The organism is Pseudoalteromonas mucoides (assembly GCF_049257175.1).
Lineage (GTDB): Bacteria > Pseudomonadota > Gammaproteobacteria > Enterobacterales > Alteromonadaceae > Pseudoalteromonas.
The window spans coordinates 79,923-104,727 of sequence record NZ_JBMMUC010000005.1 but is presented as its reverse complement, the minus strand read 5'-3'; the positions used below and the strand labels follow the sequence as shown (position 1 = coordinate 104,727).

Below are 24,805 nucleotides of genomic sequence, written 5' to 3'. Positions count from 1 at the left end.
TAAGTGTTTCACCTTAACCGCCACTTTACAGCGAAGGAAAAGCCATGAGTGTAAAGCGCATTAGTCAATTTTTTAACCCTACTTCAGTTGCCGTTATAGGTGCATCAAATAATCCATCTCGCGCAGGCTTTATTGTAATGCGAAACTTACTCCAAGGTGGTTTTAACGGCCCTATCATGCCCGTCAGCCCAACACATAAAGCGGTGCATGGCGTATTAGCTTACCCCTCTATAGCAGCCTTACCTAAAGTGCCTGATTTAGCTGTAATTTGCACCAACAAACATACAGTTACATCAATAATTAAGGAGCTGGGCGAATTTGGTTGCAAAAATGCTGTAGTCATCGCTGCAGGACTCAATGTAGAACAAAAAAACGCACTGCAACACGCAGCTAAAGAAGCAAATGTGTCATTACTTGGACCAAACTGCTTAGGTTTGTTAATCCCTCATATTGGCTTGAACGCCAGCTTTTCTCATACGGTAACAACACCTGGAAAAATAGCCTTTGTATCTCAGTCAGCTGCAGTGTGCTCAACTATACTAGACTGGGCGAAAAACAAAGAAATTGGCTTTTCTTATTTTATCTCAGTGGGTGACTGTTTAGATATCGGTTTTGCTGAACTGCTGGACTTTTTAGGACGCGATGCCAAAACCAAAGCGATTTTATTGTATATAGATAATATCGAAAATATTCGCAATTTTATATCAGCCGCGCGTGCCGCTGCATTTAGCAAACCTGTCATTACAATAAAAACAGGAAAAACTGCCGCTGGCGCACTCGCTGCAGAAATACACACTGGTGGTAAGCAAAGCTCCGACGCTGTTTACGACGCCTTATTTCAACGTGCGGGTATGCTGAGGGTAAGTGATTTAACGGAGTTATTTGCTGCAACTCAAACGCTAGCAATGCACCCTAAACTGCTACAAGTAGAACAACTGACTATCTTAACTAATGGTGGCGGCCCAGGAGTTATGGCTGTAGACAGCTTATTGCAAAGTTCTGGTAAATTAGCACAACTTAGTGACGAAACACACGCTGCGCTTAATAAAGTTATTCCGCAATCAGATATGACTTCAAATCCGGTTGATATTTTTGGAGATTCATCGCCGGCGCGCTATAAGCAAGCACTCGAAATATTACTGCACGCTAAAGAAGTTAAAAACTTACTTATTATTCATACTCCCTCTGCGATTGCACCGAGTGAAGAATATGCACACATTATAGCGCAAACACTCAGTAAACTCCCTAAGATGGCGCGCCCTTATGTGATTACCAATTTTATGGGTGAAGATGCAGCCTACGCTGCCAGAAAGCTCTGCAGTAACTTTGCCATTCCAACTTATCGCACTCCCGAAGGCGCTGTCAGAGCATTTATGCATTTAGTGAGTTACCGTAGAAATCAAAAGCATCTAACACAAACGCCAGAGTCAAATACTGATGATGCAAAAATTAATAAACTTAGCGCTAAAGAACTTGTTAATGAGTTTTTAGCCGAGCAACAAAGCTACCTTTCAACTCATCAAGCGAGCCAGATCCTGACTCATTACGGTATTGAGTGTATTCAAACTGAAGTTGCTTACACACCAACTGAAGCAAAAGAGCAAGCAATTGAGTTAGGGTTTCCGGTTGCGCTTAAATTGATTAGCCCAAGCATTCCTTCTAAGTCAGAGGTTGGTGGCGTTGTATTAAACCTCAATGATGCACAAGAAGTTGAGCAAACAGCATTTGCTATGTTGCTACGAATTAAAAATACCTACCCAGATGCGGTAATTGAAGGGTTTTCGCTGCAAAAAATGGCCCCGCGCGCAGGAGCTAATGAGCTACGTATCGCCATTAAAACTGAACCAAATTTTGGTCCTGTTATCTTGCTCGGTGAAGCTGGGACGGGGCTTGAATTTGCTCAATCAGCTGTCGCCCTACCGCCATTAAATATGAACTTAGCTAAATACCTAGTTGCTGCAGCGCATGATAAAGGCGTATTAAAAGACCGTGTTTTGCCAGAAAAAGTTGATAAATACCGTCTATGCGCTTTATTAACTCGGATCTCGCAGTTAGTTATTGATCAACCGGATATTACATCTGTTGAGCTAAATCCAATACTGGCGAGTAACGGGCAATTTCTGGTACTTGATGCCACGATGACTCTAAGCCGTTATCAAATTCAAAGTAACCGCAAACGTTTATCAATTCGCCCTTACCCTATCGAGCTTGTGAAAAGCGTAACGCTAAAAAACAATAGCCAAGCTACTTTAAGACCAATTAAGCCTGAGGATGAACAAGCACACCAAGCATTTGATCAATCACTCACAAAAGAAGACCGCTACAAACGATTTTTTGGTGAGCTACCTCAGTTTAACCATGATCAACTGGCTAAGATGACGCAAATTGATTATGACCGTGAAATGGCCTTTATTGTGACCCAGGAACAACAAGGTCAACAACTTACCTTAGGGGTTTCTAGAGTGTTGATGGATCCAGATAAAATTCGTGCAGAATTTGCCATTGTTGTTCGCTCTAATTGCCAAGGCCTCGGGCTAGGCGGTATGTTAATGCGTGCTGCTATCGAGTATTGCCAAAGCCAAGGAGTGCAATTTATTGAAGGGATCACCTTACCTGAAAATACCGGAATGATAGAGCTTGCTCGTAAATTAGGTTTTAAAATTAGCCGCGACTTCGAAGAAGGTAGCATAAACATGCTACTTAACCTGAACTCTGGTTAAGAGATGTACTAATATATTTATATTAAATCACAAATATATTTATTAGTCTCCAGCCGGAGACTTTTAGCGATAACAAGGCGAATTTACGCGTCAATAGCTAGCCTATTGCAAGTAAATTCAACGCAGTTAGCGTTGAATGTAGCCGCTGGAGATAAATTTATTATCGAGACCTCAGGTTACTTAAATTAACCAAATAGACTTAATACGGATACGACTTTGACTACCTTAAGAAAACGTACAGCTCTACTACTTGAAGGACATGGAGAGTACACCAAAGCCGGACACATTATAGATATATTTTTAATCACATTAATTATGGTAAACGTAGTTGCTATTGTGCTGGAATCCATCGCGAGCCTTGCGCAAACTTATACTTACGAATTTTTAATGTTGGAAATCGCATCAGTCAGTATTTTTGCTATTGAATATATCCTGCGCTTATGGTCTTGTGTTGATCGCGCTGAGTATCAAAGCATAGAAACGGGGAACTTAAAACGCCGTCTTAAATATATGTTTTCTCCTTTAGCGCTAATCGACTTACTTGCTATCTTGCCGACTCTATTAATGTTCTTTATTGCTTTTGATTTACGCTTCTTAAGAGTATTCAGATTGCTACGCGTATTCAAATTAACTCGTTACTCCCGCGCAATGCAATTGTTACTAAAATCGTTTCGGGACGAAAGTAGCTCCCTGATGGCTGCTTTTTTTATAATGGCTGTAGTACTTATTTTAGCTTCCTGTGGCATTTACCTCATCGAACATGATATTCAACCAGATAAGTTTGGCTCCATTCCTGCGGCCATGTGGTGGGCGATGGCTACACTCACCACGGTAGGTTATGGCGATGTTGTACCCGTAACACCCCTCGGGCGTTTCTTTGGTGGAGTGATCACGTTACTAAGTATGGGCATGGTGGCTATTCCTACTGGTTTACTCGCCTCTAGCTTCTCTGAACAGTTACGCAAACGCCGTTTACATTTTAACGATGCGGTTCACGAAAACCTTCATGATGGGCAATTAGATGACGATCAGCTCGAGCACTTAGAAACTCTGCGAATTAAATTAGGCTTAAATAAGCAAGAAGCGAATAAAATAATAAAAAAGCAACTAAACGCTCGCAGCCAGCACTTATATTGTCGTCATTGTGGTGCTAGGCAAGATTAGGGGCTAGCTAGATTTAATAAGTAAGGGTCATAACGCTATGATAATTTTACTATAGCGTTAATCTTTACGTTAATCCCTTGCTAAAAGTGAACTCCAATCCTTCACTAATAATGCAGTGACATCATCACCAGGGATAGGTTTACTAAATAAATACCCTTGGAACATATTACAACCAAGTGCACGCAGAAAAGTAAGCTGTTTTTTAGTCTCGACGCCTTCTGCAACACACTCCTTCCCTAGACTCTTTGCCAATGTCAAAGTGGATTCGATAATCGCTTCATCGCCATTATCAACCCCGATATCAGAGACAAAACTTCGATCTATTTTCAATACATCAATAGGGAAACGTTTTAAATAAGTAAAAGAAGCATAACCAGTGCCAAAGTCATCCATATAGAGCCGACAACCAAGCTGCTTTAATCTCGTCATACTCTTTAATGCGTACGCGGAGTCATCCATTAGTACCGACTCAGTGATCTCAAACACCACAGTGTCAGGGCGCACTCCCGCAGTGCGCAAAGCTGTATTTATCTCTTCAACTAGCCCCTGATACTCAAAATCTAATGCTGAGAGGTTGATTGATACATATAAATCAGGCGTAATTAGCTGCCACTGCTTCAACTCTATTAATGCTCGTGACAATGTTTGTAGCATAATTTTTGTGATTAAACCTATGCTTTCAGCAACTAATGCAAATTCTTGGGGATTGTTTACCGTGTTATCCGGCCAACGCAATAACACTTCGAATCCTTCTACTTTTTGCTCTTTTGCATTCACTATGGGCTGATAATGGTTGCAAAACTCATGCTCTTTATAAGCCTTATTTATTTGAGATTCTAAGTGTAGAGCTCGTTGTACATGTTGATTCATTTCTTGTTTATAAAACTGATAACTGCCCTCTGCACTCTTTTTAGCATGGTATAAAGCAACATCAGCGGCTTTAACTAAGCTTGTGCTTGTCGATGCATCATCCGGGTAAAGCGCCACACCGATGCTTAGGCTGACATTAACAGTTTGCTGAGTCAGTATAATCCCTTCGCTAACGCTGTTCATTATTTTAGCGCACAGCAATACAACTTCTTCAATCTGCTCTACATCCTCGACCAACAACATAAACTCATCACCATTGAACCGAGCAATGCTGTCATTTGTACGTAACCGTGACTTAATTCGTTTTGCGACCATTTTAATAATGGTATCTGCAGCTTCGTGTCCAAGTGAGTCATTAAAGTATTTAAAACGCTTAATATTAATATTTAATAATGCAACTTTGCTGCTATGAGACTCTGCTTGCTCTAATGCATGTACAACACGGTCATTAAATAGGGTTCTATTAGGTAACCCTGTAAGGCCATCGTAATTAGCCAATAAAAACAACTCACTCTCAGCCATTTTTTGTGCATGAATATCCGTTAGAATAACCACGTAACTTTCGAGTCGGTTATCATTTCCTGCTACCGCGCTTATTTTTATCAGTACATGACGTAATTCACCATTTGCTAACCGCACCGTATCCTGTGCACTATAATGTTCACCGACTTGTTGATTTCTCATAATACGTAGATAGTTCATACGTGCTGTACGACTCATTCCGAGCTTAAGTGAACGACTCGAATGAAACTCAGCGGCAAAATTAAAGGCCGTTTGCAAAGATTGATTTGTAGCTAAAATACGTAAGTTTTTATCGAGTATAAACACCCAGTCACGAGTTTGCTCAAAAGCCGCACCAAATAAACGCGCATGCTCTTCAAAAACTAGTTCTCGGGTCATATTGGTGTATGTGCCCGCGACTTTCTCTGGCGTTCCTCCTTGCCACGCAACAACTTTGCCAAAGTCTTTATACCAGCGCCAATTCCCGGCTTTATGCCGTAAACGGTAGGTACAATTGAAGTAACCTTTCTCTGTTGATAAAAACTCAAGCCACTCTAGGCGGAATTTTTGCTTGTCTTGAGGGTGTATTTTTGCAAGGTAATCATCCAAATTAACCGTATCAACATCATAGCCCAACTCATTTTTTAATCGTGGCTGATAAATGATTGGACTTAATGACTGCCAATCCCATACCCCTGAATGACTTCCTTCTAACGCGAGCTTTAATCTAGCTTCACTTTCTTGGCTTTCTCTATGGGCTGCCAACAATATTTGCTGTATTCGATTTCGACGCATCATCCACACAGTCACAATAGCCAAAAATAGCAATACGTAAAGCACCATAAATATTGGAGAGCGCCAAAGCGGGTATTTTACTTCTATATCTAGCGTTGCGGGGTGAGTAAAGTCACCGGTTAACGGATCTTTTGCCCAAATTTTTAACTGGTATTCTCCTGGGTTCAACTTAGGAAAGAGTACGCGATTATTATTTCGGGTGTAGGATTTTTGTCCATCTGATAGCTGATATTCATAAATAATCCGTTCTTGATAATTGAATGCCATAGCTGAAAAAGCAACTTCAAGTCCAATATCATCGTGCTCTAAAATCACTCTCTCAATTGGCTGTTTTAAATCAACCGCTAATTCACGAGACATAATATCGATACTGGTTACATTTACATGCTTGATGAGGCCATGCTTAGGGCTATTATCTTTAGGGTAAAAATAAGTAAACCCTTTTAGTGTGCCATAGACAATTTGGCCAGTTTTTAAACGGGTAAACGCACCACTATTGAACTCAGTTGATACAACACCTTCGGAGGTAGTAAATTGCTGAAAATGCTTATTTTCAGGGTTTAAACGCCAAATTCCTTTATGGCTACTCATCCAAATCATACCAGATTCATCAAGTACCATGTCGTAAAGCAATGTCCCTAATTTATTTTTATCTAAATCAATAGTATGCAGAAGTTTATAGCTCGTTGCATCAAGACCTATCAGTCCAAAGTTAGATAATGAAATCCATAATACATTATTTTTATCAACAACATACGACATTACGTTAACCGCTACATTTTCATGTTGCTCTGGCACAGTATAAATTTTAGTTAAAGCATAAGTATCAGGGTTAACGTGATAAAGTACACCTGAATTATAAAATAATGGTGAATCGGGCATGGTCGATAAAGGGGGTAAAAAGCCATACGCTAAAAATGGCTCGAATTGCTCAAATTCACCCACTAAAGGGGTAATCATTTGCGTATCGATGTTGTAGATGAACATGCCATATTCTGGATGGACATAAAACAGCTGTCCATTTGGCATCAACACCGAGCCATGTACCCAACCATCAATTAGATGTTGCTGACCTGGGTCTCGAACTTTGGCGGGTAATATCTCATAACTATGTGGGTCAAAGCTAAACACCCCGCGATTAGTATGTAACCAAAGCTTATTTTTATACGGTGTTATTTTATAAATACTAAATTCAGTGGTAAATAAATCTACTTGATAATCTTTTAAAAACACCTCACCTTCAAGTGTTGTTAAATCAACAGCTGTTAGGCCGTTATGTGTTGCCAACCAAACACGTTCTTCATACTCGGTTATCCCCCAAATAGATGGGTGTGACAAACCATCACCAGTTATTTTACTCGCATCAAGGTTTTCAAAGTGATAATTATCAAGGGGTACATAAAATGCACCATCACTTTTAGTCGCAACCCACATAGCGCCATTTTTATCTTTAACTATGTCAATAATACTGGTATCTGAGAGTGCATATTCACTTTCTTGGATACGGGTATTTTTAACTAGTTCCCCTGTAGTTGCATCGTACTTAAATAGCCCCTTATCCGTCCCTACATCATAAACACCTTGTTCATTAATGATTTTCCAAATATTTAAATTCGGTAATAAAGTGGTATTTTTAAAGGGTGTATCAGGTCGTTCGAACATACTTGGTAAATTACTTATATCAACTTCATACAAACCACGTACCGCACCAACAAGCAGTTTATTATTCTCACCGAGGGCAAATGACTTAATATAGTTTTGGTATATATGTTCTGGTTCAGTGCTAAGGTGTTCAAGTGGCCGGTATTGCCCTGTACTCACATGATAAACATAGGCACCACTACTTGTAGCAATAAAAATATACCCTTGATGATAAAACAAATCTCTAATGACGGTGCTTCGAGTGCGCTCTGGCAACTCAAAGATGGTTTCGATGGCGCCACTTTCGATATCTAACCGAGCAAAATCCCAGCCTCGTCCTATCCAAAGTGATTTATCATCCGAGGCTACCATGCTGAACACTGATTGACTCAGAATCTGTTCTTCACTGGTTGGTTTTGATAAAAATTGCTGGTAGCTATCAGTAACAGGATCATAACGAAATAAACCCGCTAATAACGAGGCTATCCATATATAACCTTCGGGGTCTTGGTAAATGCGATCTATTATGACTTCAGCAAGCTCACCATTAGGCCCGGAAATGTGTAGTACTTGATAGCCGTCATACCGATTTAAGCCACCTTCCGTAGCCAACCAAAGGTAACCATTATTATCAATTAACATCTTACTGACGTAACTTTGCGATAAACCTTCACTTGGTGATAAGCGCTTTACTTTGGCATTTATCTGAGCAGTTATTACAGTGCAGCTGGCTAACACCGCAAAAATAAAAATTCTTAACCAGTTACCCATGTAATATCCCAATTATTATTTTGTGTATTCAGGCAGACACTGTAAAGCAACGATATTCCGCCGCTCATAGACTCTAAAAAGTGTCGATATAGGTAGCGGTAATGTTAACACATAGTTAAACCCAATTGAGCGATAAAAATCAATTAAACTTTGGTATGCAAAAGTAAAAACAGCCTCTTGCTGTTGTAATAGGAGCGATAGGAGTAACTTTTTAGCAATTCCTTGCTTTCGCCAGCGAGGGGCAACCAATAATGTAGATAAAAATAAATAGCCATCACGGCGTTGAATGCGGCACGCAGCAATTATTTCTAACTCAGCATAAACCACCCATATAATATCTTGTTTAGTTGCACGCCCTCTCGCCCCATACTTATTGTAAAACTTATTTACTAAAGGCGTTTTAATAGACTCTAAACACACTATTCGAATCACAAATTAGCTCTGCATTAATGCAAGATACTGTTCAAATTGTTGTTTCAAAAATGCTTGCTCTGCAACAGGGCGACTATTAATAGTGCTGTACACGTTTTCACGCGTGTTTTTACCGCGCTTAATTTGGTAGGCCCAAAATGAAGCTTCATAATCGAGTTGAATTTGATATTTTTGCTCACGAGGTAGTGCGCATAAGTTGTATGTCATAACTTCCAACTATTTTTAGAACAATACATTAGTTTTAAGTATATCAAACAATTTATTATTGTAAGTAAAAGAGTCTCTACTTCCCTTGCACTATGTATGAATTATGAGTAAATTGGTGGCGATTTTTAGTCCCATTTTGGAAACACATTGTTAAATAAACTGTTTCTTACTCTTTTTCTGACAAGCTTATTACTACCGGTAACGAGCAAGGCAAGCAGTCAACATTTACTGTTTAACCGCCCTGCTGATACTCCGCAAGCAAGGTATGTTATCGATTTAATGTCAATGGCTTACAATCAGCTCGGCTATAGGGTGCATATCACCGACTTTAATCATCAAAGCGCATTAACAGCCGCAAATAATGGTACTTTAGATGGTCAATTAGGTCGTATTAGCTCAATAGCGGAGCAATATAAAAACCTAAAAATAGTCAATTTCCCATTATTTGAGTTTAACTTAATTTTATTAAAAAACTGCCTCCAATGCAGTTTTGAACAGCTAGATAGCATCGCAATACAAGCAGGTTACCCTGCTGCGCAGGATTATTTAGATAACAACCCTTTTATTGGCAACGTTGTCCGAGTAAAGAGCGTTACAGCACAGCTAAATTTGCTAACGCAAAAAAAAGTAAGTGGTTTAGTATTACTAGATTTTATACTGCACTCTAAGCACCCTAGTTTTGACACATCAGCATTTCAAACAGAAGTTTTAGTGCCCATCCAAAGCTTTCATTTTTTACATAAACGCCACAGTGCCTTAATACCTAAACTAGAAGCAGAGCTCATAAGGTTACACGAAAATGGTACTGTGCAGCTTTTAAGAGCAAAGTACAGTTTAGATTAAAAATCAAACCCACCTTGCTCCGGGTGCTGAGGTTTATCGGTTACACTGTGCTGTTTTTGTAAATAACGTTTATAGCGCTGTTGGCAAAGGCTTAAGACCTTCTTTTTTTCTGCGTTTGAAAATGAATTCCAGGCAAAACGCTCTTCGCGGCTGCGATAGCAACCTTTGCAATATCCCCGATTATTTACTTCGCATATACTTTTGCAGGGGCTAGGAATTTCAAATATTTCAATTTGTTGCATTAATACTACGCTATTTACTCAACACTACTTTGAGTATAGCCCGTTTTTTCGACAAAAAAAAAGCCGCAATCAATGCGACTTTCCTTAAAACACTTTTATCTCAACTTTCATCGCTATTTATTTCAGCTTTACGATGAAATGGTTTTGCATACATAGCAGTGACTAAAGGCTTAAGCTCCGGTGGAACATTAGCCATGCGCTGTTCAAATGCTTTAGCATCTTTTTTATCAATCACCGCTTGCTTACAGCCACCAGCAATATAATTTCCTGGGTGCAAAAAGAATGAGTCAACAATTTGCTGATCTATTGTCTTTGCTAATTGCTCCGGCGAATCACATCCAGATTCAACTGGTTGGCCAAAAGCTAAATGTACATGCCCTTTTGCGGCACTAAAACCTTCAACAATGCTGGCAATATCTTCACCTGCTGACTTCACATATTTACCATGCTGCTGCTTATGATACAGCTCTCTCGCCTTTGCTAAAGCGCAAGGTTCGTACTGGTAAGAAATCGACACAGGTACAATTTTTAACTCACGAACATAGTCAGAAAACTCTTTCTTTTGCTTACGTCCTTGCAGTTGCAACATTTTTAATAAAGCCGGATCTGTTTGATCAAAACCATCTTTAGCACGCCCTTCTTTTTGCGCAATCCAGATTGAGTTCCCTTCAATTAAAGAGTCATAAATGTAAGCAGATAACTGTGAAAGCGCTTTAAACATTTCTTTAGGTGCTTTGGCTGATCGCTTTACAATAAAGCTTTTATTTAACCGCATTAGCTCTGTAATGTATGGTATTTGCAATAAGTTATCGCCAATAGCAATACGTACCGTTTTCATCTTATGACTAAATAGACCCCAGTTAACTAGTGCAGGATCAAGCACAATATCTCGGTGATTAGAAATAAATAAGTAAGCTTGCTCAGGATCAAGTTGATCCAGCCCTGAAAAAGTGACTTCTGAAGTAGTTCGCTTTACTAATAAGCTGAGGTATTTGGCAACTTCTTGTTGAACTTGCTCAACTGAGCTGATGTCCCCCCACTTTTTTTGTAATTGATGTCTTACTAAAAAGCGCGAAAAAAATGGAATAGCGGATACAAATCGCGGTAAGTTATATTTAGCTAACACATCTATAAATGCATTATCATTAATTAAGCGCGTAACCGAAGCGGCTACTTCATCGTCATTATAAGGTCGTATATCGGCGTACTTATCCACTAATTCACTCATTACTGCATCTATAAAGTTAAAAAAACGGCACGTAAAATACGTACCGTTTATATTCTATCGCCGATTATAACTCAGGCAAGCAAAAATGCGAACTAAGTAGATAAAGTGGAAGCGATACTTAATGTAGATTATATTAAAAAACTACATTTATAACATACTATTACGCAATGCTCTTACCAGTTGTTACAGCCTTAGCGCGCACTGCGATGATAACTAAACGGAGCATTAACGCCATTAAAATCAGCCCGCAAATCATACTAAACCAATATGGCAGTATCTCATGCTCTTCACCCAATAAAGGACTAACAACAAAGCCAAACTCAGCGACTAAAAAATCAGTTAAAAACCCGAACGCTATTGCCACCCCAACCACTGAGGTTAAATAGGCAAACACAGCCCGTTTACCAAGCTCCTTGGCGACAACCCCTAAAGTTGCAATATTTGTTGCAGGTCCAGCAAGCATAAACACAAGTACAGCACCTGGAGCCACACCACTGAGCAATAAGCCTGCCGCAATTGGCGTTGATGCTGTGGCACAAATATACATAGGAATACTAATTAAAATGACCACTGTCATTGCAAGAATACCGCTGCCCCACTGCGTTAAGAACGACTCTGGTACATATGTTTGTACTAAGGCAGCAAAGAATAAACCAATCATCAACCACACCATGGTATCTGAGAGCAACTTATTACAGCTAAACGTAATCGCCTGTTCTACTTTTTGCCATTGGGTCGGCTTTTCACGGTGATCACTCGCGCAGCAGCTAGGCGATTTGGTTGTTTCAGGTTTCACATCAGAACAGCATGCTGTCTTACTCGGCTGTTGTTTTTCATTTGAGCTGCAACTCTCTTCAGCTGCTAAGGGTAGTTTTTCACTAGTGCAGCATGATGCTGTAGCAATTTCGACCTCATCAGTAGAACAACAACGAGTCGTTTTCTGTTGTGATAAATTTGCATGTTCATCCTTATAATCACTTTTCAGAGCGTCGCGGCCAACTAAAACCCCAGCTACAATGGCACTAGAGATTGCAGCAATAGGCCGGATGATAGCCATAAATGGACCGAGTAGAACGTATGACACAGATACAGAATCAACACCAGTTTCAGGTGTAGAGACTAAAAATGCAGTGGTTGCGCTTTTTGATGCGCCAGCACGACGCAGCCCTATGGCTGCAGGTATTACTCCACACGAGCACAAAGGCATAGGAGCGCCTATTAAGGCGGCCTTTACTGTAGTCCAAAACCCTTCTTTACCTAAATGTTTATTTAAAAAATTGGCAGGCAAATACACATTTAATAACCCAGCAATTAATAAGCCAAGCATTAACCAAGGAGCAGAAAGTAAAAATAGCTGCCAAAAGTTATTTAGTAAGTCCATCTATATCCTCCAAGGTCGTTAAAATAGAACAGTTATCAGCAAGCTCTTCACCGCCGCAGCATTTTTGGGCTAATACTGATAATGATTGATGAAAGCGAGTGAGTTCAACAACTCTCTTAGCCACCAAGTCACGCTTTTGTATAGTTAAGCTTTTAACTTCGTGACATGAATGCTGATGTTTATAAAGCTTAATAGCCAGTAGCTCTTTAATTTCAGTCAAGCTAAAGCCGACATCTTTAGCCCGTAAGATAAATCGCATTTGCTTTAAATTTGACTGGCTATAGTCTCTATACCCTGCCTCTGTTCGTCTCGAAGGCATTAACAAACCATGCTTTTCATAGTAACGTAAGGTATCTGTAGATACACCAAGTTGAGCTGCAACTTCACCTATTTTCATCATGCTCTCCGATGAGTGTTTTTTAACTGATGCCCAGTATAAACCTTAGAGTACACACCAAGGTCAAGCATTTAAATTTAATTAAGGAAATATATGAATATCACCCTGCTCGATTCAGCCACTTTGGCAAACGCTTCATTAGCTCCCTTTGCACAACTTGGTAACTTTAAGCATTACCCACTCACTAGCGCAGAGCAAGTGCTCTCTCATAGCGAAGGTGCTCAAGTATTAATTACCAATAAAGTCATTTTAAACCGTACTACGCTAACACAATTACCTCAATTAAAACTTATCTGTGTAGCGGCTACTGGCACTAATAATATTGATCTCAAAGCCGCAAAGGAACTCGGTATTGCTGTGACTAATGTGGCTGACTATTCCACGGCTTCTGTTGTTCAACATACTTTCACATTAATAACAAACTTACTTGGCAACACGCATCATTATATTAACGACGCTCAGCAAGGCATGTGGCAAAAAAGTGCTATGTTTTGCAGGCTTGATTACACCATTAACGAAATTGCAGGTAAAAACTTTGCCATCATCGGCTATGGCTCTCTAGGTAAAGCGGTTGCAGATGTAGCAAAAGCATTTGGCGCTAATGTGATCCTATGTGAACGCAAAGGCCATGCTCCACGAGAAGGTAGAACTGAATTTAATGATGCAATCGAACAAGCTGACATTATCAGTATTCATTGCCCACTAACAGATGAAAGTCATGATCTGATTGGCACTGCCGAACTAGAACGAATGAAATCAACGGCTATTTTAATAAACACCGCCCGTGGAGGAATCGTTAATGAAGCGCAATTGGCTCAAGCTTTGAGTCAGAATCAGATTGCTGGAGCTGGGTTTGATGTTCTAACAAAGGAGCCTGCGAATACTGATAACCCGCTTGCTAATTACAGTGGTAGCAACCTAATTTTAACTCCGCACATTGCATGGGCAAGTGAAGAGTCAATTAAGCGTTTAGTCAGTCAAGTTAGTTTAAATATCACTGCGTTTGCTGAAGGCGAGAGCCGCAATAGATTGGTTTAGTTAACAATTTTTTGGTTATTATCGCTAACCAAGTAGCGATAATGACCTAGCCAAAAGCATAAAACTTATTAACCTACTGATTTAAAACAACTAAAAAACTGGCCAGCTATTTGCTTTTAATAAATTATTAATTAAATAACTTATTAAAACTCAGGAATACAAACATGAAAAAAGTAATGTTGATTGCAACACTCAGCGCCCCACTACTTACAGGTTGTGTCATAGCCGTATCAGATGGTGAAGCAGAGACTCATTGGGCAGGCGATTCATCAACGAGTTGGCAAAAACAACACAAAAATAACCGTGAAACGATTGCTAATTTAGCATTAGGTACAAACTATCAAGTGGTGTTAAACCGTTTACAGACACCTAATTTTACTGAGCTACTAAAAAAAGACGATAAAGTATACCAAGTTCTTTTTTACGCTACCCACAGCATCCACTCTGATGGCAAGATGACTAAAGACGAGTGTACTCCGTTAGTATTTGAAAATGATAAATTAATTGGTATCGGCGATACCATCTATAAATCACTCAGCGGTGAGTAAGCTCGTTACCTTGACGCAGATACTGTACGGGCGACGATTTGATCTCGCCCTGAATCTTTAGCCTGATATAAACCCAAGTCAGCCTCTTCGAGTAAAACTTGCTCAGCATAAACCTGCCCTGTCTCAGTGGTTGCAATACCCAAGCTGATTGTTACATGCTCTGCATTCAGTGATGCTTTATGAGGAATATTGAGCGAATTTACCGCATCACGTAACTTATTGGCAAACGCCAATGCTTCTTGCTTGCCCATACCCGGTAATACCGCAGCAAATTCTTCTCCGCCATAACGGGCTACAAAATCGCACCCTCGCTGACATTCCCCTACTAATGCATGAGCAACGCGCTTTAAACAATCATCACCAGCTCTATGACCGTAGCAATCGTTATAGCGCTTAAAATGATCAATATCCATTAGAATAACTGACAGTGATGTTGAGCTTCTGCGACTTCTTCGCCATTCTCTTGACAGATTCTCATCTAAGTAGCGTCTATTCGGTATTTCTGTTAAGCCATCTATTGATGCGAGCATCTCAAGCAAGTCATTTTTTTGCTTAATTAATAATTGATTTCGCACTCTAGCTCGAACAATTACAGTACTGAAAGGTTTAGCTATGTAGTCCATAGCACCTAATTCAAAGCCTTTAGCTTCATCATCATGGCTAGTATTTGCAGAAATAAAAATAACCGGGATAGTTTGAGTAACAGGGTTTTCTTTAAGCTGCACTAAAACTTCATAACCATTAATACCAGGCATAACTATATCAAGGATAATTAAGTCAACTGTTGTTGTTTTTAAAAATGTTAGCGCTTTTTCACCGTTCTCCACAAGAAAAACCTCATGCTCATCGGCTAACGTTTTTTCAAGTACTAATCGGTTTAATGGATCGTCATCTACAATCAGTACTTTCGCTTTCTTCAACATTTGCTGTTCCTTGTATTTGAATAAAAGCAATAACTTGCTCTAATTCAATTATAAGCTGGTTAAAAAGTTGCTGTTCTATATTTTTCGAGCTGCGTATTGCAGTCTCAAGCTGTTGCGCACTCAAGGATAGTCTAATAAAACCTAAGTTTCCTGATACGCCTTTTATGCTATGCACTAAGCGTTCCACAGTTTCAGGCTGCTGTTCATTTTTTAACTTATCACGCTGTGTTTTACATAATTCAGCTAATTTATCAACCATTACTAATAGCAAATCATTATCACCTGCAAACTGAGATAATGCAAAGGTTCGATCAAAGAAAGCGGGAGGAAGTACCTCAATCTCACTAATTGCTTGTAATAAAGCGTGCGCAACTATTGGTTTTGTCAGATGTTTATTCATCCCTGCAGCAAACGATCGCTCTTCATCTTCTTTTTCACAATGAGCAGTAAGAGCAAAAATAGGTAATTGTTGTGAGCTATACTTAGCTCTGATCATCCTAGCAGCTTGTAAGCCATCAACCTCTGGCATTTGAATATCCATTAAAACTAAATCAGGCATGATGTCTTCAATTAAATTAATGCCCTGCAAAGCATTACTTGCAACTAACGTATTAATACCAGCTTGCGCAAGAATATTACATATAATATCTAGGTTAAGTTGGTTATCATCTACTACCAGAACCAATAAGCCACTTAAGTCAGCCCTTGGTTGTGTAATAGTTTGACTTTGTAGTTGCGTGGTTTTGGCTTCAATTAATAGACGCTGCGCTAAAGCTGAGCTGCTAATGTATTGAATATTTAACCCTGCAGTTTGCTGTGCCAAAGTAGCGCGGTTATTTTTGATAACAAATATTTTCGTCTGGCACTCTTCTAAGATGCCTTTGACTGCTGTCGCTGAAAGTAATCTCTCTAAATCAGCGTCTGTCACAATTAATCTATTCTGGGCTGCTTCATTGATGCAAGGGATTATTTGCGTTAGGGTTCTAAACCTAGGCTTTGCCATTACCACAAGCATAGTTGCTTCTAATTGTTTTTGTTCAACTTCTGAGGCAACGACAATCGTATCTTGCCAATCAAAATCATGCTCTTTTTGAACGTTTACTGTATTAAATAGAATAGTAAAATAAAACTCACTCCCTTGATTTTTTTTGCTTAGTAACTCTATCTCAGATCCCATTAAGTCAAGTTCATGTTTTACTATTGCAAGACCCAGTCCCACTCCCTGATACTTACGTGTTAACGATTCATCCCCTTGAGTAAAGGCGTCAAATAAACGTTTTTGATCATTTTTATCAATACCTATTCCGGTATCAATAATACGAAAAGTTATAGTCTCGAAATTGGTTTCAGTGTGCTGTGATTTTTCAATTGTCAGTGTGACACCACCACACTCTGTAAATTTCACTGCATTTGTTAGTAAATTACCAATCACTTGCTGTAAGCGTATGAAATCTCCAACGAGGTAGGCTGGAATAGTGGGGTCGACTTCAATATTAAACCACAGCCCTTTGTGAGGACATAAACCCAACAACAAACTCTCACAGCTATCAACTAACTCCACTAAACTAAAATCGACTAACTCAAGCTGAACTTGATTACTCTCAATACGAGCAAAATCCAGCATTCGATTAAGCATAATCAATAAATTTTGGGCCGATTGCTTCGCTTGAGATGCATGAAGCCCCTGCTGTGGCGATAAACCTTGTTGGGCGATCATATCAATTAAGCCCGTTACCGCATTAAGGGGTGTGCGTATTTCGTGGCTCAAATTAGCAATAAAGCGGCTTTTCGCTTGTGTTGCTCGCTCAGCATTTTGTTTAGCTTGCGTTAGCGAACTCACATCTTGAATATGAAAAACATAATAGTAAGGAGCTTGTTGCTCATCCCACACTAAAGAAACACTCAATTGCCACCAGCGATTTGATTGCTGTTGAGCAAGAGTTAGATGGTACACCTTCTTTTTTTCTGCCAATAACAGTCCAAGTAGAGACTCTACCTCATGCCACTGTTCAGGTAGAAAAAACGAACTAAACAGTTGCGAATGTTGATGTTTATCGATACTAAACAGATGCCTTGCTGCTTTGTTTAATTGTAAAACAGTATACTCTAAAGACAACAGCACCACAGCATTTGCAGCATACTCGATGGCACTACGAAACTTTGACTCTGACGCTTTTAATGCCGTTAAAGCCTCTTGCTGTAAGGTAATATCACGGCCCACTCCCATCGTGCCCAATAAGTGGTTTTGCTCATTATAAAAAGGGGCAACTGTCAGATGAAATTTTTTCTTGCCGTTTTCTACCCGCAACTCTGCTTTTGAACGACTTTTTAAAACTTGGCGTTCTAGTTCTGCAAGGTGACTACTATCATCACTAATATCGCACAACTGCAATCCAACTAACTGCCCTTGCTCCATACCAATATATTGTTCATACGCACGATTACAACCTAAAAATGAGCCATCAACATTTTTAAAATAAATCAAATCAGGCACACTGTTCAACATGGTATTTAACAGAGCTAAATGACGCTCTTTTGCTTCGTAACTTCGGGCTAACTCTTTGGTTTTAAATTTAATTTGGTTATCAAGCTCTAAGTTTGATTGCTGCAGTGAATCAACGAGCTGTTTATTTTTATTAAATACTTTTTTTATTCGGCTAAACCAAGGCTGCCAATTTACAGGAACTCGATAATCTAAAGAATCTGAATAATACTCATCATTTTGTTCTAAATACGCCATTAAGTGAGTGATAGGTTTAACAAAAATGCGCCTACTTAGCCAAAAAACACCACTAAACATCATGATTAAAAACACGCTCAAAAATATAAATTCAATAAATACTTCGTAGCGAATAGGTGATATTAACTGCTGGTGAGATTCATAAAACCCGGCGTATACAGGCTGGCGCTCAGGGGATTGAAAAATCACTAAGCTGTCATGATTGAACCCCGTATTACGTTTGATAGATATGGGCCAGTATTGTTTGAGTTGAGAATATTTATCAATCGCTCCAGATGAGCTGGCAATGACTTGCTGTGAATCGGTTACAAAAATATACTCTCCACTATCTAACGATATTTTTTCTAACCAAGCAGACACGGCCTGCAAATCATATATCAAAATCACATAATCTCGGCTGGTGACACTTCGGCGCTGACCAAGTGCTAAATAATCTTTTCCTTCGAGTTTCACTACATTACTAGAAGCAAGTATGTCGCCTCTAAATTTAGGTTCGAACCGATTATCCAAAATTTGCGTAAGAAACAAGCTTGCGTTTTCATCGCGGCGTTTAACGTAAGCAAAACCTTGCTCATTAACGTAAGCCACGGCTGCTAACGATTTAATTAAAGAAAGTGCAGTATTAAAAGCAGGCCCCAATGCAATCACTTGTTGCCATTGGGCAATTGCTCGTGGGGAGGAGGAAAACTGACCTTGGCCGACTATTTCTCCGCCTTGTTGAGGAATTTTGCGATAATAATAGCCACTAAGTTGATTGATACCTTGAAGCCATTGCTCATCAAAGTGATAGTGCAAAGGTTTTTCGTACTGTGCTAACAGCGTCTTTACTAGGTTTTCAGCTGAATCCATTCTAAAACTAAGCTGCGCTGCTAAATTATTAAAATCAGCATTTCGCTTTGCAATAGTACGCTCTAGTTTAATATTATACAGGTGCAAGCAAAGTAAAAAAGCGACCAACAATGGAACAATTAGCGCAACCGTTAGGGAGCGGTAATAATGCTTTAATGGTAAAAAATCCAACCTAAGTTCCGTTGTATGACTCAATAATCTATGGTTAGACTATCGAGCCATACAAGTTGACGCAAGTTATAAATTTTCTTCTGCAAAAGAGGCTAACCGGCTGCGTACCACCCCATTTAAATTAACCGTTGCACTGCCCTCAAAGTCTTTAAAGCGCTCTACAATATACGTTAGCCCCGAAGTTACTGGTGTTAAGTAGTTACTGTCTATTTGCGCAAGGTTACCTGAGCAAATAAGTTTAGTACCTTCACCGCAGCGAGTGATGATGGTTTTAAGCTGTGATGCAGTTAAGTTTTGGCTTTCATCGAGAATGACCACTGCATTTTGAATGCTCCGCCCTCGCATGAAATTAACTGACTTAAACTGCACATTTGCTTTTTCCATAATATAATTACGGCTTGATATTGGGTTTTCATCCCCTTTATGTAACACCTCTAAAGTATCTGTTATTGCAGCCAGCCAGGGCGCCATTTTCTCTTCTTCTGTGCCTGGTAAAAAGCCTATAGACTCAGCGATCTCGGGCGTATTACGCGTCACGATGACTTTATCGTAAATACCTTTTTCAATGATCATTTCAAGTGCACTGGCAAGCGCAAGTAAGGTTTTACCACACCCCGCAGGGCCGGTTAAAATAACTAGCTCAATGCTTGGATCGAGTAATGCGTCAAGCGCCATGCCTTGGTAAATATTTTTAGGCTTAACCCCCCATGCTGATTGATGCATTAAACGCTCAACCCCCATGTCTTTGAGCATGATGTTATCATCGTCATAGGATTTAACGCGTGCAGCAAAATGACCGCTGCCATCCAATAAGTATTCATTACAAAACACGTCAGGTATTAAACTTTTTGCCACTTTATGAAAAGTATCTCGGCCTTGCTGCTGTGTTTCACATTCACCAACATGTTGCCAAAAATCCCCTTCTATCTTTTTATAACCGCTACTGAGCAAGGCAATATCATCTATTAGCTGATCAGTTCGGTAATCTTCAACAAACTTAAGCCCCGCGCCTTTAGCCTTTAACCGCATATTGATGTCTTTGGTCACGAGTACAACTTTGGCATCGCTGTGCTGTTTTTGTAGATGAACGGCACAGTTGATTATGCGATGGTCGTTTTCATTACCTGGCAAACCTGAGATGGAATCAGCAAACAGATGATCGTTTACAATAATTAAAGTACCCGAGGAAGATGCCTTTGTCTTTTTGTTACTCGGTAATGCGACCCCTTTTAGCATTTGCTCTGGTGTTGCATCTTTAAGTACCTCATCTAAACCTCGTATTGCTACACGCGCATCACGGCTAACGTCGTGCTTGCGGTCTTTAATGTGATCTAATTCCTCTAATACTGTCATGGGGATAACAACGTCATGTTCTTGAAAAGATAAATAGGCGAGGGGCTCGTGGAGTAATACATTGGTGTCTAGCACATACATTTTACTATCAAGGTTCGAAGCTTTTTCCATAGCACTTTCCTTACGTTTTATGATTTTTATGCTATACCAAACTAATCAAATAAAACGGGCTGATCACTCGCCCTGTAAAATTTGATTGTTAAGGTATATTCTAAGTTTAGCTTAGATGTCATAAAAGTCTGTTTTATGACAAACCTTTATTTGTTTTGAATTAGTCTTCACAGCAATCGCTGAAATAAGAATAATTCACAGTTATAAAATTAATTAAAAGTGAGCTAGTTAGCGCCTTGCAGTGGTGTTAGGTAACAGGTAACATAGCCGCCTTTTTCTTCATAGACGAGACATACATGAATTTTTCCTTAGGTCAGCGTTGGATCAGTGATACAGAGTCAGATTTAGGATTAGGCACAGTCGTTGCCCTTGAAGGCCGTCAGGTCAGCATATTATTTCCCGCCAGTGGCGAAAACCGCGTTTATTCGATGACAGAAGCGCCGGTTACTCGCGTGGCATTTAATCCTGGCGATGTGATCAAAAGCGTTGAAGAATGGGAACTTGAAGTCGAATCTATTGAAGTTCAAGGTGAACTACTGTGTTATCACGGCACCCGTGTTGATAACGGTGAACAAGCACAATTAAAAGAAACCTTTCTTGATCACTTTATCAAGTTTAATAAGCCACAAGACCGCCTTTTTGCCGGTCAAGTAGACCGTTTTGATCGTTACACATTACGTTATCAAACGTGGCAGCATCAATTTGAACGCCAGCAATCACCTATTAAAGGCTTAATCGGTCAACGTGCCAGTCTGATCCCGCATCAGTTATACATTGCCCAAGAAGTGGGTAAACGTTTCGCCCCTCGCGTATTACTCTCTGATGAAGTAGGCCTAGGTAAAACCATTGAAGCAGGTATGATATTACACCAGCAAATTATCAGTGGCCGCGCTAGTCGTGTTCTTATTGTGGTGCCTGAAAACCTGCAGCATCAATGGCTAGTTGAAATGCTACGCCGTTTTAATTTACATTTTTCTATTTTCGATGAAGAACGTTGTGACGAAGCATTCGCCGACTCGCCAAATGTATTTGAAACAGAGCAGTTAGTACTTACCAGCCTTGAGTTTATCACCAAGAAAAAACGCTGGTTTGAACAAGCAACACTTGCCGATTGGGATCTATTAATTGTTGATGAAGCTCATCATTTAAGTATTAATAATGGTAAACCAAGTACAGAATATCAACGCATGGCCGAACTAAGCCAAGATATTCCAGGGCTTATTTTATTAACCGCAACACCCGATCAACTGGGTCATCGTAGCCACTTCGCTCGCTTGCAATTACTCGACCCGGATCGTTTTTATGATTACGATGCATTTGTTGAAGAAGAAAGTAATTATAAACACGTTGCAGAAGCAGCAAACCAGCTATTGCAACATCAAGCACTAGATGACACCGCCAAAGCAACCCTTATTGAATTGCTAAAAGAAACTGATATCACCACGGTGCTAGAGCAAGCACAAAATGGTGATGACGCGGCGCGCAAAGAAATTCTATCTATGCTGCTTGACCGTCATGGTACTGGTCGTATTTTATTTAGAAATAGCCGCAGCGGTATTGATGGCTACCCAAGCCGTAAATTACACGCCTATTCAATGACAATGCCAAAGCAGTATAAAACGGCTATCTCGGTACTCGGTAACATGAGCGGTATTCAAAGCGCTGAATTAAGTGCACAACGCGCTTTATTCCCTGAGAAAATATTCCAAGAGTTCGAAGGCGAAAGTGCTAGCTGGGGCGCATTTGACCCGCGTGTAGATTGGTTAATCGACACACTTAAAACACTTAAGCACGAAAAAGTATTACTGATTTGTGCAAAAGCAGAAACCGCAATTAGTCTTGAACAAATCCTGCGCGAGCGTGAAGCAATTAAAGCCTCAGTATTTCACGAAGGTATGTCGATAATAGAACGAGACCGCGCAGCCGCATTCTTTGCTGATGAGTACGATAACGCTCAAATCCTACTTTGTTCTGAAATTGGCTCAGAAGGGCGTAACTTCCAGTTTGCTCACCACTTAGTGCTATTTGATTTACCACTTAACCCTGATTTATTAGAGCAACGTATCGGTCGCTTAGATCGAATTGGCCAAACGCAAGATGTGAACATTCATGTGCCATACTTTGAAAATACAGCACAAGAAGTACTGCTGCGTTGGTACAATGAAGGTCTAGACGCATTTGAAACAACCTCGACCACTGGGCAATTGCTATATAAAGAGTTCAGTGAAGACTTGCTTGAATTTATTGCCGCGCATAACTGTGACGAAGACGAGTTAGACCCGCTGCTTGAACAAGTCGCAGCTCAAAACACAAAGCTGCGTAAGCAAATGGAAAGCGGTCGTGACCGTTTACTCGAGCTGCATTCATCAGGTCAAGGCGCTGCTGATTCATTAGTTACTGATATTGAAAAGCTCGATAATCAGTTTGAATTACCAAGTTATATGATCAACGTATTCGATACATTTGGCGTAAGCCAAGAAGATAAAGGCGAAAACACCATTATTTTAAAGCCTACGGAGCACATGCTAAACCCATCGTTCCCAAGTTTAAAAGATGATGGCATCACAGTTACTTTTGACCGTGACACCGCGCTTTCACAAGAAGACGTGCACTTTATCAGTTGGGATCACCCAATGGTTCAAGGCACGCTCGATATGATTTGCGATGATGACTTTGGTACAGCCTCTGTGGCACTGTTGAAAAACAAAAAGCTACCTGCAGGTACTTTCTTTGTTGAGCTTATTTTTGTTGGTGAAGCCATGGCGCCTAAATCTCTACAGATTGGCCGTTTCTTGCCTCCTACCCCGATCCGTATCTTGCTTGATAAAGCGAGCAATAACCTAGGTGATAATGTAGGTTTTGATGGCTTTAATCAGCAACTTTCAGCCGTGGGTCGTCAAACGGCAAGTAAACTTGCAGGTGCACTGCAAAGCGCGATTCACCCAATGATTAAATCAGCTCAAGAGATGGCACAAGCTAAATTAGAAGTTATTCGTGCTAATGCCCTTGAGCAAATGCAGCAATCGTTAGCACAAGAGCAAGCGCGCTTAGCAGCTTTGAAGCAGATTAACCCGAATATTCGTGAAGAAGAACTGACTTTTTACGATAAGCAGCGCAGTGAATTGACCACGCATATTGAAAAAGCCCAGTTAAAACTCGATGCGATTCGCTTGATTGTGGTATCACACTAGGGTGTAGCCGTTAGTTAGATATTATTAAACCATTTCAAAAAGCGCGGTATAAACACCGCGCTTTTTATATTTAATTCTACAGTTTGGCTCACATTAAATGCTTATCGTGTAGGTATTTGCTACCTCAAGTTATAGAGTTACAACCATTCATCAGTGTCTTGGCCACCTAATAGAGCCATTATTTCAACATCAGTTTCTGTAATTCTGTAATAAATGCTGTCTGAGCCGCAAACAGCGCGCCGATAGCCTGTACGTATATGGTCAACTGATTGGTAGGAATAAGGGTTTGCAGCTAGTTTTTCAAACATAGCGAAGAAACTGTAAAAGTAAGTATCTGCTTGTTGCTGTGAAAACTCTTGGCAACCGTATTGATAAATACGACGTAAGTCTTCTTTCGCATCATTTGAGAGCTTAAATGTAGCCATTACTTAGTATTTGATTTGAATTCTGCTAACATTTGGTCGGCGGACTGAGCGCTAAAGCCACTTTGTTCTGACTTAGCAAGCTTACTATTTATCGCCTCAGCCCTTCTTGCACGGCGTATTAAATCATTCACCAGCTCACTTTTATTTGCGTAGTCACCGATATTCTCTACATGATTACGTAGCCATAAATCATTTTTTTCAGTAAGTGAAATACTTTGTCTTGCCATAATAAATTCCTGCAACTTTAATCTGGTGCAATTTTAC

At 40.0% G+C, this 24,805-nt stretch carries 18 protein-coding genes; 6 read left to right on the top strand and 12 right to left on the bottom strand.

Translation table 11 applies throughout. The features are described 5' to 3' along the window. Positions 1-44: 44 nt before the first annotated feature. Together AAEU30_RS07340 and AAEU30_RS07335 are read left to right on the top strand one after the other, a co-directional pair. Positions 45-2,720 (top strand): bifunctional acetate--CoA ligase family protein/GNAT family N-acetyltransferase, encoded by a 2,676-nt coding sequence (locus AAEU30_RS07340; protein ID WP_421959956.1) that lies wholly within the window; start codon positions 45-47, stop codon positions 2,718-2,720. Positions 2,721-2,936: 216 nt separating this feature from the next. Next, the gene (locus AAEU30_RS07335) at positions 2,937-3,884 is read left to right on the top strand and encodes an ion transporter (RefSeq protein WP_421959955.1); all 948 of its coding nucleotides are present in this window, start codon (positions 2,937-2,939) and stop codon (positions 3,882-3,884) included. Between the two features lie 69 nt (positions 3,885-3,953). Here the strand turns inward: AAEU30_RS07335 and AAEU30_RS07330 are convergent, their stop codons facing one another. From AAEU30_RS07330 to AAEU30_RS07320, 3 genes are read right to left on the bottom strand one after another with little or no spacing between them, the layout of a single operon-like run. Next, on the bottom strand, positions 3,954-8,462 hold the full coding sequence (locus AAEU30_RS07330; RefSeq protein WP_421959953.1) for an EAL domain-containing protein: 4,509 nt from the start codon (positions 8,460-8,462) through the stop codon (positions 3,954-3,956). Positions 8,463-8,477: 15 nt separating this feature from the next. Continuing rightward, positions 8,478-8,894 carry a GNAT family N-acetyltransferase gene (locus tag AAEU30_RS07325; RefSeq protein WP_421959952.1) on the bottom strand — a complete coding sequence of 139 codons (417 nt, stop codon included), beginning with the start codon at positions 8,892-8,894 and terminating at the stop codon, positions 8,478-8,480. A gap of 3 nt (positions 8,895-8,897) precedes the next feature. Next, on the bottom strand, positions 8,898-9,101 hold the full coding sequence (locus AAEU30_RS07320; protein WP_421959951.1) for a DUF3283 family protein: 204 nt from the start codon (positions 9,099-9,101) through the stop codon (positions 8,898-8,900). Between the two features lie 147 nt (positions 9,102-9,248). On the opposite strand from AAEU30_RS07320, the gene AAEU30_RS07315 reads away from it, so the two are divergent. Further along, positions 9,249-9,944 (top strand): transporter substrate-binding domain-containing protein, encoded by a 696-nt coding sequence (locus tag AAEU30_RS07315; protein ID WP_421959950.1) that lies wholly within the window; start codon positions 9,249-9,251, stop codon positions 9,942-9,944. On the opposite strand, the gene AAEU30_RS07310 is transcribed toward AAEU30_RS07315, so the two are convergent. The 4 genes from AAEU30_RS07310 to zntR form a co-directional block, all read right to left on the bottom strand. After that, on the bottom strand, positions 9,941-10,186 hold the full coding sequence (locus tag AAEU30_RS07310) for a DUF1289 domain-containing protein (protein WP_421959949.1): 246 nt from the start codon (positions 10,184-10,186) through the stop codon (positions 9,941-9,943). The genes AAEU30_RS07315 and AAEU30_RS07310 overlap by 4 nt on opposite strands. A 100-nt stretch (positions 10,187-10,286) precedes the next feature. Then, positions 10,287-11,414 (bottom strand): 1-acyl-sn-glycerol-3-phosphate acyltransferase, encoded by a 1,128-nt coding sequence (locus AAEU30_RS07305; protein ID WP_421959948.1) that lies wholly within the window; start codon positions 11,412-11,414, stop codon positions 10,287-10,289. Positions 11,415-11,574: 160 nt separating this feature from the next. After that, positions 11,575-12,795, bottom strand: a complete 1,221-nt coding sequence (locus AAEU30_RS07300) for an SO_0444 family Cu/Zn efflux transporter (RefSeq protein WP_421959947.1) — start codon at positions 12,793-12,795, stop codon at positions 11,575-11,577. After that, positions 12,779-13,192 carry a Zn(2+)-responsive transcriptional regulator gene (zntR, locus tag AAEU30_RS07295; RefSeq protein WP_421960082.1) on the bottom strand — a complete coding sequence of 138 codons (414 nt, stop codon included), beginning with the start codon at positions 13,190-13,192 and terminating at the stop codon, positions 12,779-12,781. Before zntR ends, AAEU30_RS07300 begins: the two co-directional genes overlap by 17 nt. 93 nt (positions 13,193-13,285) lie before the next feature. Between zntR and AAEU30_RS07290 the strand changes: the two genes are divergently transcribed. Continuing rightward, positions 13,286-14,230, top strand: a complete 945-nt coding sequence (locus AAEU30_RS07290) for a D-2-hydroxyacid dehydrogenase (protein WP_421959946.1) — start codon at positions 13,286-13,288, stop codon at positions 14,228-14,230. A gap of 164 nt (positions 14,231-14,394) precedes the next feature. After that, positions 14,395-14,778 (top strand): DUF3192 domain-containing protein, encoded by a 384-nt coding sequence (locus AAEU30_RS07285; protein WP_421959945.1) that lies wholly within the window; start codon positions 14,395-14,397, stop codon positions 14,776-14,778. Positions 14,779-14,783: 5 nt separating this feature from the next. Here the strand turns inward: AAEU30_RS07285 and AAEU30_RS07280 are convergent, their stop codons facing one another. The 3 genes from AAEU30_RS07280 to AAEU30_RS07270 all read right to left on the bottom strand — a co-directional run bounded on the left by AAEU30_RS07280 (position 14,784) and on the right by AAEU30_RS07270 (position 20,925). Further along, the gene (locus tag AAEU30_RS07280; RefSeq protein ID WP_421959944.1) at positions 14,784-15,701 is read right to left on the bottom strand and encodes a diguanylate cyclase; all 918 of its coding nucleotides are present in this window, start codon (positions 15,699-15,701) and stop codon (positions 14,784-14,786) included. After that, positions 15,667-19,461: a PAS domain-containing hybrid sensor histidine kinase/response regulator gene (locus AAEU30_RS07275; protein ID WP_421959943.1), complete on the bottom strand. Its 3,795-nt coding sequence runs from the start codon at positions 19,459-19,461 to the stop codon at positions 15,667-15,669. The genes AAEU30_RS07280 and AAEU30_RS07275 overlap by 35 nt, the downstream gene beginning before the upstream one ends. A 66-nt stretch (positions 19,462-19,527) precedes the next feature. Next, complete coding sequence (locus AAEU30_RS07270; protein ID WP_421959942.1) at positions 19,528-20,925, bottom strand: PhoH family protein; 1,398 nt, start codon at positions 20,923-20,925, stop codon at positions 19,528-19,530. Between the two features lie 296 nt (positions 20,926-21,221). Between AAEU30_RS07270 and rapA the strand changes: the two genes are divergently transcribed. Further along, a complete protein-coding gene (gene rapA, locus AAEU30_RS07265) occupies positions 21,222-24,116 on the top strand; it encodes an RNA polymerase-associated protein RapA (RefSeq protein ID WP_421959941.1) in 2,895 nt (964 codons plus the stop codon). Positions 24,117-24,253: 137 nt separating this feature from the next. Here the strand turns inward: rapA and AAEU30_RS07260 are convergent, their stop codons facing one another. Beyond that, entirely contained in the window at positions 24,254-24,541 is a 288-nt protein-coding gene (locus tag AAEU30_RS07260; RefSeq protein ID WP_421959940.1) for a type II toxin-antitoxin system RelE/ParE family toxin, read from the bottom strand. Beyond that, complete coding sequence (locus tag AAEU30_RS07255; RefSeq protein WP_421959939.1) at positions 24,541-24,768, bottom strand: ribbon-helix-helix domain-containing protein; 228 nt, start codon at positions 24,766-24,768, stop codon at positions 24,541-24,543. The genes AAEU30_RS07260 and AAEU30_RS07255 overlap by 1 nt, the downstream gene beginning before the upstream one ends. Positions 24,769-24,805 lie beyond the last annotated feature (37 nt).

Bases quoted from the DNA above. Each gene is read 5' to 3' on its own strand.
- AAEU30_RS07310 (WP_421959949.1), bottom strand. From the start codon at position 10,186: ATGCAACAAATTGAAATATTTGAAATTCCTAGCCCCTGCAAAAGTATA.
- AAEU30_RS07270 (WP_421959942.1), bottom strand. From the start codon at position 20,925: ATGGAAAAAGCTTCGAACCTTGATAGTAAAATGTATGTGCTAGACACC.
- AAEU30_RS07320 (WP_421959951.1), bottom strand. From the start codon at position 9,101: ATGACATACAACTTATGCGCACTACCTCGTGAGCAAAAATATCAAATT.
- rapA (WP_421959941.1), top strand. From the start codon at position 21,222: ATGAATTTTTCCTTAGGTCAGCGTTGGATCAGTGATACAGAGTCAGAT.
- zntR (WP_421960082.1), bottom strand. From the start codon at position 13,192: ATGAAAATAGGTGAAGTTGCAGCTCAACTTGGTGTATCTACAGATACC.
- AAEU30_RS07255 (WP_421959939.1), bottom strand. From the start codon at position 24,768: ATGGCAAGACAAAGTATTTCACTTACTGAAAAAAATGATTTATGGCTA.
- AAEU30_RS07260 (WP_421959940.1), bottom strand. From the start codon at position 24,541: ATGGCTACATTTAAGCTCTCAAATGATGCGAAAGAAGACTTACGTCGT.
- AAEU30_RS07290 (WP_421959946.1), top strand. From the start codon at position 13,286: ATGAATATCACCCTGCTCGATTCAGCCACTTTGGCAAACGCTTCATTA.
- AAEU30_RS07340 (WP_421959956.1), top strand. From the start codon at position 45: ATGAGTGTAAAGCGCATTAGTCAATTTTTTAACCCTACTTCAGTTGCC.
- AAEU30_RS07305 (WP_421959948.1), bottom strand. From the start codon at position 11,414: ATGAGTGAATTAGTGGATAAGTACGCCGATATACGACCTTATAATGAC.
- AAEU30_RS07285 (WP_421959945.1), top strand. From the start codon at position 14,395: ATGAAAAAAGTAATGTTGATTGCAACACTCAGCGCCCCACTACTTACA.
- AAEU30_RS07300 (WP_421959947.1), bottom strand. From the start codon at position 12,795: ATGGACTTACTAAATAACTTTTGGCAGCTATTTTTACTTTCTGCTCCT.
- AAEU30_RS07280 (WP_421959944.1), bottom strand. From the start codon at position 15,701: ATGTTGAAGAAAGCGAAAGTACTGATTGTAGATGACGATCCATTAAAC.
- AAEU30_RS07330 (WP_421959953.1), bottom strand. From the start codon at position 8,462: ATGGGTAACTGGTTAAGAATTTTTATTTTTGCGGTGTTAGCCAGCTGC.